The organism is Dolomitihabitans soli (assembly GCF_022213955.1).
GTDB classification, from domain to species: Bacteria; Actinomycetota; Actinomycetes; order Streptosporangiales; family Streptosporangiaceae; genus Streptosporangium_A; species Streptosporangium_A soli.
In genome coordinates, this window is sequence record NZ_JAKNTW010000049.1 from 25,825 (window position 1) to 36,491 (window position 10,667).

The window sequence follows — 10,667 nt, forward strand, 5'->3', positions numbered from 1 at the left end:
AGGGGGGATCGGCGAGGGGGTCACAGGTGGACCATGACGGTCTTGGTCTCGGTGTAGGCGTCCAGGACCTCGATGCCGTGTTCGCGTCCGATGCCGGACTGCTTGAAGCCGCCGAAGGGCACGGTGCCCGCGCTCATGTCCGCGTAGGCGTTGATCCACACGGTTCCGGCCCGCAGGCCGCTCGCGGTGCGGTGGGCGCGCTCCAGGTTCGTCGTCCACACCGAGGCGGACAGGCCGTAGATGGTGTCGTTGCCCTGGGCTATGGCGTCGTCGGTGTCGGCGAAGGTCATCAGTGAGGCGACGGGGCCGAAGATCTCCTCGCGTACCACGCGGGCGTCGGCGCCGACGTTCTCGATGAGAGTGGGCGGCATGTACAGGCCCGCGCTCTCGCCGACGGTCTCCAGGGTGCCGCCCTCGTCGCGGGCGATGTCCAGGTAGGCGGAGACCCTCTGGAAGTGCTGGGACGAGGCCAGCGGTCCCATCCGGGTGTCGGGGTGGAAGGGGTCGCCGAGGGTGTACGCCTTCATCTCCCGCAGCAGCAGTTCGCGGAATTGCTCGCGGACGGACTCTTGGACGAAGATCCGGGTGCCGGCGACGCAGCCCTCGCCGCTGCCCTGAGCGAATCCGGCGACCGCTCCCTTGGCCGCGGCTTCCAGATCGGCGTCGTCGAAGACGATCGTCGGGGACTTGCCGCCCAGTTCCAGGGTCACCCGCTTGAGGTCCTTCGCGGAGACTTCCAGGATGCGCTTGCCCACGGCCAGCGATCCGGTGAAGGAGATCTTGTCGACGCCCGCGTGGTTGGTCAGGGCCTCGCCGGTGACCGCGCCGTCGCCGGTGACGATGTTGACCACACCGTGCGGCAGGTCGGTCTCCAGCAGCAGCTCGCCGATCCGCAGCGCGGACAGCGGCGACCAGGCGGCGGGCTTGGCGACCACGGTGTTGCCGGTGGCCAGCGCCGGGCCCAGCTTCCACGCCAGTTGGAGGACGGGACCGTTCCACGCGGTGATGGCACCGACGACACCTAGCGGCTGGCGCAGGGTGTAGTTGAACGTCGACGGGTCTGAGGGGGCGGTCTGGCCGTAGATTTTCGTCGGCCAGCCGGCGTAGTGGCGGAAGACCTCCACCGAGTGGTCCACCAGCCAGCGCGTCATCCACAGCGGGCCGCCCATGTCGAGCGAGTCCAGTACGGCCAGCTCTCCGGCGTGCGCCTCAAGGACATCGGCGATCTGCAGCAGGATACGGCTGCGCTGGTAGGGGGTGATGTCCGCCCAGGACGGGGCTTCGAAAGCGCGCCGTGCCGCGGCTACAGCCAGGTCGATGTCCTCCGCCCCGGCCGAGGCGACCGAGGCGAGGGCCTTCCCCGTGGCGGGGTCGAAGGTCTCGAACGTCTTGCCGGAGCGCGCGGCGGTCCACGCGCCGTCGATCAGCAGCTCCTTGGCCGGGCCGTGCAGGAAGGCGGGCGCGGGGCGCTCCGCGGGATCCACCGTAAGAGGGGTACTCATGAACGCTCTCCTATCAAAACGAACTGGTTCGTTCTTCTCATCGACCGTAGCCCGGATCCGGGCGTACTGCAAACGAACCAGTTCGTTTATCCTGAGAGGCATGGACAAAGCACAGGCGAGCAGAAGGCGCCTCCTGGACACTGCCGCCGTCGAATTCGCCGCCCACGGGATCGCGGGCGCGCGCGTGGACCGCATCTCAGCCGAGGCGAAGGTCAGCAAGGCACAGATGTACGCCTATTACGGCAGCAAGGAGAGCCTGTTCGACGCCGTCCTCGCCGAACAGGTCGAAGGCATCCTCGATGCCGCGCCGCTGACCGCCGACGACCTGCCCGGCTACGCCGTCCGCCTCTACGACGCCTACCTCGCGCACCCACGGCTGGTGCGCCTGGCCGCCTGGGCACGCCTGGAACGCACCCCCACAGGCCACCTCTTCGCCGATGCGGACGAAGCCCCCAAGATCAAGGCCATCGTCGAGGCGCAGAACGCCGGGCACGTCGACCCCGCCCTGCCCCCGGCTGACGTGCACTCCATGGTCATCTCCATGGCCATGACCTGGTCACCGGGCAGCCTCACCTACACCGCCACATCCGCCGACCCGGCCACCGACCACGACCGGCGCCGCTCCAGCCTCGCCGCAGCCGTACACCGCGCCTTCGCCCCCTGACCGCACCCCAGGCAGGGCGCCTCACCATGTAAACGATCTAGATAGCATCGGCGCATGCCCACGACCTGGAACGGCGCCGCCACCGGCGTCCACAGCCCATACCACCGAGGCGCTTGACGTCGCCGTGAATGGTTGACTGGGCCGATGCATCCCGAGGAGGTTCATGGAATCGCCGTGGCGCTCGGCAGTTCCGTGGTGGCGACCACGACGCTGGCCGGCGGGTTCTCCCATGAGACGTGCTTGCTGACATTGGACGACGGCCAGGTCGTCGCACGGTTCGGCGGGCCGGACCCCGCTCTCGAAGCCGCGGTCATGGCCACGGCCCGCCGGCATGTTCCCGTCCCGCAGGTGCTGCTCGTCATTCCGGCCGGCGCGGCGGAAGAGGGCACCCGGCCGACGATGGTCCTGGAGCACGTCGCAGGGACACTGCTCAGCCACGTGCTCGCCGACGGCGAGTTCGGCGAAGCGGCCCTGGGCGACCTCGGCGCGGAGGTGGGGCGTGTCGTCGCCGGCATCGGCACGGTGACGTTCGAGCGCCCGGGGTTCTTCGCCGACGAGCACCTCACGATCCGCGCGGAACGCCCCTGGTCACAGCAGTTGCCCGAGGTCGCCGAGACCTGCATGACCGCCACTCCCGAGGTGCGCCTGGACGCGGCCACGCGACGGGCCTGGGTGAACCTGTGTACGGCCCACGCCCCCGTGCTCGACGGCGTCGACGAGCAGACCCGGCTCGTGCACGCCGACATCAACCCCAAGAACATCCTGGTCACGCGAACGTCCGGCGGCTGGCGCGTGGACGCCGTCCTGGACTGGGAGTTCAGCTACTCCGGATGCCCTTACGGCGACGCGGCGAACATGGCGCGGTTCGGCGGCGACTACCCGCCCCGTTTCCTCGACGGCTTCCTCGCCGCCTTCGCCGAGCATCAGCCCGCTGACCTGCCACCCGCCGAGGACTGGCGTTATCTGGGACGTGTTCTGGACATGTTCGCCCTCAGCGACCTCGTCACCCGCCCCGTCGGGCATCCCGTCGCGGAGCAGGCGGCGGAGCTGATCCGGCGGTGGGCCGGCGAAGGCGTACCACGCTCCGGCTGAGCCGCCGACCGGGACCACCGCCCTTCCCCGCGCGGCGAGGCCGGGGCGTGTCGCCGCCGTTTGCGCAAGAGATTCCATAGCGGCCCGCCAGGGCTTCAGAAGTGATCGATCATCGGTCAAGAGAACTGAGCCCTGACATGGACAGGGGCGACCTCTTCCGGGCGGGACTGGGCGGCACTCGTCCGTCGGCAGACCGTTGATCTCGCGAATTTCACCGCCGCCGCGATTGTGCTCCGCCATGTTTCACCCGGGAGACCGTGACATTCCATCGCACGATCAAAGGCCCGGCGAAATGCGCGGAAAATATGCTGGCCGATCCCGTTGCGTCACCAAGCGTTTGCCTGCCAAAGGAATGTGCGAGGTCCCGGAATTATCAAGAAGGGGCTCAGAATAGCCGACCAATACTGGAGTAACGTGGATAGATGGAAAGGGACGGAGGCTTCGCTCGCTAGGTCACGCCATCTGAGAAGGGGATGAGATCGATGGGAGCCGAGCTACGTGTCTACCTGGCCGAGCAGGACGCGGACCCCGAGCGCCTGGACAGGGCGACCGGGTTCCTCCGCCAGGAACTGCTCGAACTCGATGTGGAGGACGTCACTCTGTTGCGGGCCGGTGCGGCCCCGCCCGGAACGCGGGCGATCGACGTCGCCCTGGTCGGCGGGCTCATGGTCGCTCTGGGCCAGACTGCCACCGCGCTACAGGCGGTCGTCTCCACCGTCAGCGGGTGGCTGAGCCGGGGGCAGGGGACCAACCGGACGGTCCGGATCGAAATCGACGGCGATGTCCTGGAGCTCTCAGAGGCGACCTCCGCCGACCAGATGAGGCTCCTTGAGCTCTTCGTCGGCCGGCACACTGCGACAGGGACAGGGAACCAGCGGTGACCGGCAAACGCAAGGCCCTGATCGTCGCCAATGACGAGTACGAGGACCCATCGCTCGGCCTGCTGCGATCACCGGTCGAAGACGCCCGAGCGCTCGGCGTGGTGCTGGGCGACCCGAGGATCGGCGCCTTCGAGGTGGCGGTGGTGCGCAACGAGCCGGCCCACCTGGTGCACGCCCGGATCGAGGACTTCTTTCTGGACGCCAGGCCAGAAGACCTGCTCGTGCTGCACTTCTCCTGTCATGGACTGAAAAGCGACTCCGGGGAGTTGTTCTTCGCCGCGCGGAACACGCGTCCCCGCCGGCTTGGTTCCACCGCGGTCGCCGCGGACTTCGTACGGCGTTGCATGCGCGCCAGCCGGTCCAGGAGCCTCGTGCTGTTCCTGGACTGCTGCTACGGCGGGGCCTTCGCCGAAGGAGCAGCGGTCCGCGCGTCGGGTGAGGTCAACGTGCTCGACAGTTTCGGGCAGGGCGGACGAGGTCAGGCCGTCATCACCGCCTCCACCTCGATGGAGTACGCCTTCGAAGGCGACCGGCTCTCCGGGGGATGCGATCCGCAGCCGTCGGTTTTCACCCGTGCCCTGGTGGAGGGGCTCACCACCGGAGACGCCGACCGTGACGAAGACGGGCAGGTCTCCCTCGACGAGCTCTACGAGTACGTCTTCGACCGGGTCCGCGACCAGAACCCGAACCAGACACCGAGCCGGAGCTTCGACCTGCAGGGCGAGTTGTATCTCGCCCGCAGCAGCCGACGCCGGATACGGCCGATACCCGTGCCTCCGGACCTGCGCGCCGCCATGACCGATTCGAGCATCTTCGCCCGGCGGGGTGCGATCACGGAACTGCGGTCGCGACTCACGAGCGACAATCTCCCGGTCGCGGCCGGGGCTCGGGACGCGTTGCAGGAGATGGCCCACAACGACATCGAGTACGTGGCGGCGAACGCGCGCGACGCGCTGCACGACGCCGCGGTCCACCCGGCTGAGCAGCAGCTGAACTTCGGCCGGGTGGCGCAGAACTCGACGCCGAGCCGGACCGTGCAGCTACTTGGTCCGCCGCTTGCCCGCGCCTGCGCGTTCCAGGTGACGCAGGACCGGATTCACGTCGCACAGAGCGGCACGGGGCTCCAGATCTCGCTGGACACCTCCCACCAGGGCGAGATCCAGGGAGACATCATCCTCAAGGATCCCGTCGAGGAGGCGGTGATCAGGGTCGACGCCGACGTCATACCCGCTCCACCGAGCGACGGACGGCCGCCGCCCCCGGTACGGCAGGCGCCGGCCCCGCCATCACCGGGGCGACCCTCCCCGGATTCGCCGGCGGCTCAGCGAAAGGAGACGCCGCGGCCCATGGCAGCACCCATGGCAGCAGAGGCGCCGCGGCCGGCGTCGGGAGGAGAGAATCCGCCGACCCATCCGAAGGCGATCTGGGCACTGGTCTTCGCCGCCGCTTCCGTGGCACTCCTCTTCTGGTCCGCTTCGGTGAGTGGCGAGGTCTTCCGGTCGGCCTGGGCCGATATCTCGCATGCCATAGAGAATTGGGACCAAAACGACGTCAGCCGCAGCATCGCTCCCATATTCGAAGCCCTAACAGAGGTCGGCAAGGTCCTTCTTGGCGGAGCGGTCGGAATCTTCCTGTCCATCAGGGCGCGCGGTCTGGCCAAAAGGTCGAACGACGCCATATCAGCCTCTGGCGGCCGTTATGGCGGTCAGGATCTCAACAGGGCGGCGATGGTGATTTCCTGGGTGGCGATCGCTCTCGCCGTACTGATGCTGCTGACCTCGATGGGAAACGGGTGATCGGCGTCGCACCATGCACACCCTGGCGGAGCCGGCGAGAATCATGGTGAAATCGACCGACGGCGCGCTGTCGGCTCACCTGGTCGCGATCCGCGCCCATCCTCCGAGGAGCGCTGGATGAGCGTGCAGCGGGTGCTGGTGACCGGGGCGGCGGGGCTCATCGGGCGCGCCACCCTCGACCTGCTGGACGTCCGCGGCGTCACGGCCAACGCGCTCGTCCTGGAGGACCCCGGCGACCTTCCCGCCGAGTTGGTGATCGAAGGCGACGCAGCCGACCCCGCGGTCGTCCGCGCCGCCCTCGCGGGCGCAGACGCCGTCATCCACTTGGCCGCCATCGCGACCCCCGAGCGGGACCCCGCCGAGAAGGTGTTCGCGTGCAACACGCAGTCCACCTTCACCGTGCTGGAGCAGGCGGGGCGGGCGGGAGTCACGCGTGCGTGCGTGGCGAGTTCCCAGGCGGCGAGCGGCCTGGTGTTCGCGGCCAGGGACCTGCATCCCGCCTACGTGCCGGTCGACCACGACCTGCCGTCGCAAATCGAGGATCCGTACGCGCTGTCCAAGCAGGTCGACGAACTCACCGCGGCGATGATGGCGCGCAGGCACGGAATGAGCGTGGTCGCGCTGCGCCTGCCGTACGTCGGCGGGTTCGGTGATCGGTTGCCTGACTTCGCCCGGCGGTCCGCCGCCGATCCCGCTGTGCACGCGCGGGGCCTGTGGTCGTACCTGGAGACTCGTGACGCGGCCCGGGCGTGCCTGCTGGCCTTGGAGGTGACCGAACCTGGTCTGCATCCGGTGCTGGTCGCCGCTCCGTTGACGCTGGTGCCCCAACCGACCGAGGAGCTGATGCGCCGTTACCACCCGACGACCGAGGTGCGCTCCCCACTGCCCGGCCGGACGGTGCCCTTCGACCTTTCCAGGGCCGTCGACCTGCTGGGATTCGTCGCTGAATACCGGTATCCGGTCTGACCCGGGGCGTATACGCGGCCGGCGCACCCGATCTGGACCCGCTCGGCGCCGACCGTCCCGACCTTTGCGCGGAACGCGGTGGTGATCCGATCCGAGGAACCCGGCACTCCGCCAGGATGACGACCACAAGATGGATCCGCACTTGATCAGGTGATGGCCTCGTAGTATCGGGCTGGTCTGCTGTCCAGGCAGCAGCGGACGAAGTCCTGGATGACGGGATCGGTGTCATCGGCGGGCGCCCAGGCGACGCCGACCTGACTGGGGCTGACGCCGCTGACCGGCCGATAGGTGACGCCGGGGCGCGCGTAGTAGCGGGCGGCGGATTCGGGGGCGAGGGCGATGCCGTAGCCGTTGGCGATCGCGCTGAGCCAGTCGTCGGGTTGGTCGGTCACGGCGCCGATGCGGGGCGGGTGTCCGTCGCGCTCATCGGTGGCCAGCCAGTAGTCGCGCCACCGGCCTGTTCTGGCTGGGGCGGCTACGAACGGCTCATCCCACAGGTCCCGGAAGGGGATCACGTCGCGGGTGGCGAACGGGTGAGCCGTGGGGAGCGCGATCCACCGGGGCTCGGTGAACAGCACCTCCACGCGCAGGGCCTGCTGGCCGGGGAAGGGCAGGCGCAGCAGGGCGACGCCGACCTCTCCGTCGGCGAGCCCGGCGGTCGGATTCGACCATGCGGTCTGCCGCATGTCGGCCCGCCAGCCCGGCCGACGGCGGGCGAACGCCGCGATGATGTGCTGGGTGGCCTCGTTGGCGGCGCTGGCCAGGAAGCCGACCCGCAGCACGCGGACCGCCAGGCCGGCCACATGCCGGGTCTCCCGCACCATCTGGTCCCAACCGGCCACCAGGGCGGGCGCCCGCTCCGCCAGGGCCCGCCCCGGTTCGGTGAGAGCCATGCCGGCCCGGGAACGGGTGAACAGCCGCACGTCGAGCTGGGTTTCGAGTTGCTTGATCTGTTTGGTCAGCGCCGGTTGCGACACGAACAGCCGCTCCGCGGCGCGAGTGAGGCTCCCTTCCTCCGCCACGGCGATGAAGTACCGCAACAACCGGGTGTCCACATCCATGCCATCAGGTTATAGATGCAGGTATTGGACGCCAAACTGGTGTTCGGGAAAACTTTGACGCGGCGAGCGAGCAGTGGCCCGCCAACACTCACCCGATCAGCAGGGAGACATCATGCCGGTAATGATGATTCGTTACGAGGTGGCCGAGGAAGGCGTCGCCGAGGTCGTCTCGGCGATCGAGGCGGCCTTCTCGGCCGTGGCGACGGAGCAGCCGGAAGGCATCCGGTACGCGTACCTGCGCCGTGCCGGTAGCACCGAGTTCGTCGCCCTGCTGGAGCTTGACGAGGGCGTCGGCAACCCCCTGCCCGGCATCGCGGCGGCGCGCCGGCTACAGGAGACCGTGGCCAAGTGGAGTGTGGGGACCGCCCCCACACCCCAGTCACTCGACATCCACGGCACCTACCGCTTCTTCGGCTGCGTGAAGGCCGTACGAAATGGTTAGCGCCTACGTCGTCGTCACCGTCATCACCATCGTGGCCAACGCCGGGGTCGCCGTCGCTGACTTCGCGCGAGCCGAGTTCGTCCTCGCCAATTCGGCTGAGGTGGGCATCTCGCAGTCCTGGATCCCGCTGCTGGGCGGCCTGAAGGCCGCCGGAGCCGCCGGGCTGCTACTCGGGCTCCTGGGCATGCGGTTCGTCGGAATCGCCGCCGCCATCGGGCTTGTCCTGTTCTTCGTCGGCGCCATAGTCGCGCACGTTCGCGCCCGCGTGTTCCTCAAAATGCTCTTTCCTGGAGGCTTCTTCGCGCTGGCCGTTGCGTCTCTCGTCCTCGCGGCTGTGTGATGACCGCCGGGACCGTCGCCTCACACCGGTGCGCGCCAGCCGTACGCCCGTGGGCCGGGGACCTACGCCGGACGGGTCGAACACCCTAGACGCCTTCCTATCTGGACGAGCCCTTCGGTGAACCCCCGCCGCGTACGGTCGGCGAAGCCGATGAAGAAGCGGTTGGCAGGCGGCACGCCCCACCGCATTCGCTGCGCGACGTTGAAGACCCGGTGCACGAGCAGCGCGCCTTCCGGATGCGGTTCGACGCTCCACTCACCCCGGTACCACCAGCCGCCCTGGAAGGAGATGGCGTGGCCGGCGACCTCCACGGTGGAGGTGTGACCGGGTTGATCCTCGACGGTGAAGCGGCCGGTGCGCCGGCCGTCGGGCAGAAGTGCGTCGGCCAGCGCGTCGAAGACCATGGCGACCGGCGCCTCGACGACCCCGGCGACCTCGGCGATCAACTTCTTCCTGCTCACCGGGCCACCCTGGTGTTCTGGAAGGAGGCGAACCGCCAGCCTTCTGGCGTGCTGACGGCGGTGAAGGTGACCATCGACTCGCGATGCTCACCCGCCAGGGCGGTGCCGCCTCCCGAAAGCACCAGGACCGCCCCGTCGGCCAGCGGCTTGACCTTGGTCCGGCCGTTCGAGGCGGACATGGTGGAGCCCTTGAGCGGGCCGGCGAAGAGCCGGCGGTGAGAGGACTCGATGGCCGCCCGCCCCTCACTGTGCGTGCCGTCGAAGGTGATGTAGTCGGCGTCCTCGGTGAAGAGAGCCGCGTAGGCGGTGGCGTCGCCCGCGTTCCACGCCTCGGCGAGGCGGGTGAGCAGGCCGGTGATCTCCGTGTTCACGGACATGGCACGATTCCTTGTGGTCGCGGCGCCTATCCTGGAAATTGCGAGTCCAGACAGGGCAGGCGCCTTGTTCGGATGTCCGGCTGCCAGGGTGTTGACGCACCCTGGCAGCCGCTTTCTCATGGTTCGCCGAGCACCTGCGACAGCAGGTCCTGCCTGAGGGTGGCCGGCCAGTCGAGTTCCCCCGACTCCAGGCGGCCGATGAGGCGCCGCACCCAGGCCAGCTCGGTCTCGTTCAGCGTGCGCTCGTAGTCGACTTCGATCATCAGGACGTCGGGCAGGCCGCTGTCCCTCATGGCGCGCAGCTGACCGTCCATCCCGGTCAGCAGCCCCTCGATCGCCGCCGCTCTGATGCGCAGGGCGCGCAGCGCGTCGGGCACCGGAAGGGTGCCGATGAGGGAGATGGCCGCAGTGAACGTACGGCGGTCGGGGCCGGGGTTCTCGATGAGCCCGCGGAGCCTGGTCGACAACTCCATCCGGCCCTCGTCGGTGATCTCGTAGACCGTGCGCTCCGGTCGGCGGCCCTCCCTGGTGGTCTCGACCGGAACGATCAACTCCTCGCCCGCGAGCTTCTCGACCGAGTGATAGAGGCTCCTGGGTAGCCCGGTCACGTAGTCCTTGTGCGTGTCGACGATGAAGCGGTGAAGCTCGTACGGATGGCCGGCACGCACCGAGAGCATGGCGAGCACGGTCAAGCCGACAAGATCAGGACGTCTCGCCATACTAATGCCTCTCTCTATATTGCAATATGCACTATAGCAGGATCCCGCCTCGTGTTCTGAGCGAAGGCAGCGGTGCAGGGGAGTCATAGGTGCTCCGCCAGGTCCTTCGTACGGCCGTGCATGATCATCGACCCTGCGCGTGACCCTGGGGTCGACCTAGCTGGCATCACGGACGAGGAGTGCGATCTGCACCCGGCGACCACCCTGGATCACGGATGGCACGATCACATCCTTCAACCGATGCGGCGAAGCGTCTCTTTGGTAGGGGTGCTCCCTGTCGGGGGGGGGGGGCCGCCGGGGGGGCCCCCCCCCCCGGCGCGGGGGGGGGGGGGGGGGGGGCGGGGGGGGGCGCCCGGGGGGTAGGCC

At 68.8% G+C, this 10,667-nt stretch carries 12 protein-coding genes; 7 read left to right on the plus strand and 5 right to left on the minus strand.

The genetic code is table 11. The features are described 5' to 3' along the window. Positions 1-20: 20 nt before the first annotated feature. Positions 21-1,502, minus strand: a complete 1,482-nt coding sequence (locus MBA17_RS47200) for an aldehyde dehydrogenase family protein (protein ID WP_238505448.1) — start codon at positions 1,500-1,502, stop codon at positions 21-23. Positions 1,503-1,602: 100 nt separating this feature from the next. On the opposite strand from MBA17_RS47200, the gene MBA17_RS47205 reads away from it, so the two are divergent. From MBA17_RS47205 to MBA17_RS47225, 5 genes are all read left to right on the plus strand, one after another. Then, complete coding sequence (locus tag MBA17_RS47205) at positions 1,603-2,166, plus strand: TetR/AcrR family transcriptional regulator (RefSeq protein ID WP_238505449.1); 564 nt, start codon at positions 1,603-1,605, stop codon at positions 2,164-2,166. 144 nt (positions 2,167-2,310) lie between these two features. Beyond that, on the plus strand, positions 2,311-3,258 hold the full coding sequence (locus MBA17_RS47210) for a phosphotransferase (protein WP_238505450.1): 948 nt from the start codon (positions 2,311-2,313) through the stop codon (positions 3,256-3,258). Positions 3,259-3,731: 473 nt separating this feature from the next. Continuing rightward, positions 3,732-4,139, plus strand: coding sequence for a hypothetical protein (locus MBA17_RS47215; RefSeq protein ID WP_238505451.1), 408 nt, complete (start codon positions 3,732-3,734; stop codon positions 4,137-4,139). Continuing rightward, a complete protein-coding gene (locus MBA17_RS47220) occupies positions 4,136-5,935 on the plus strand; it encodes a caspase family protein (protein WP_238505452.1) in 1,800 nt (599 codons plus the stop codon). The genes MBA17_RS47215 and MBA17_RS47220 overlap by 4 nt, the downstream gene beginning before the upstream one ends. 117 nt (positions 5,936-6,052) lie before the next feature. Continuing rightward, positions 6,053-6,901: an NAD-dependent epimerase/dehydratase family protein gene (locus tag MBA17_RS47225; RefSeq protein WP_238505453.1), complete on the plus strand. Its 849-nt coding sequence runs from the start codon at positions 6,053-6,055 to the stop codon at positions 6,899-6,901. Positions 6,902-7,047: 146 nt separating this feature from the next. Here MBA17_RS47225 and MBA17_RS47230 read toward each other — a convergent pair whose 3' ends face one another. Then, positions 7,048-7,962: a LysR family transcriptional regulator gene (locus MBA17_RS47230; RefSeq protein ID WP_238505454.1), complete on the minus strand. Its 915-nt coding sequence runs from the start codon at positions 7,960-7,962 to the stop codon at positions 7,048-7,050. Between the two features lie 121 nt (positions 7,963-8,083). On the opposite strand from MBA17_RS47230, the gene MBA17_RS47235 reads away from it, so the two are divergent. After that, complete coding sequence (locus tag MBA17_RS47235) at positions 8,084-8,404, plus strand: hypothetical protein (RefSeq protein ID WP_238505455.1); 321 nt, start codon at positions 8,084-8,086, stop codon at positions 8,402-8,404. Next, positions 8,397-8,744: a DoxX family protein gene (locus tag MBA17_RS47240; protein ID WP_238505456.1), complete on the plus strand. Its 348-nt coding sequence runs from the start codon at positions 8,397-8,399 to the stop codon at positions 8,742-8,744. The genes MBA17_RS47235 and MBA17_RS47240 overlap by 8 nt, the downstream gene beginning before the upstream one ends. 62 nt (positions 8,745-8,806) lie before the next feature. Here the strand turns inward: MBA17_RS47240 and MBA17_RS47245 are convergent, their stop codons facing one another. From MBA17_RS47245 to MBA17_RS47255, 3 genes are all read right to left on the minus strand, one after another. Then, positions 8,807-9,205, minus strand: coding sequence for a hypothetical protein (locus tag MBA17_RS47245; protein ID WP_238505457.1), 399 nt, complete (start codon positions 9,203-9,205; stop codon positions 8,807-8,809). Further along, entirely contained in the window at positions 9,202-9,582 is a 381-nt protein-coding gene (locus tag MBA17_RS47250; RefSeq protein ID WP_238505458.1) for an SgcJ/EcaC family oxidoreductase, read from the minus strand. Before MBA17_RS47250 ends, MBA17_RS47245 begins: the two co-directional genes overlap by 4 nt. A 116-nt stretch (positions 9,583-9,698) precedes the next feature. Next, positions 9,699-10,268: a PadR family transcriptional regulator gene (locus MBA17_RS47255; RefSeq protein WP_238505461.1), complete on the minus strand. Its 570-nt coding sequence runs from the start codon at positions 10,266-10,268 to the stop codon at positions 9,699-9,701. Positions 10,269-10,667: the final 399 nt, after the last annotated feature.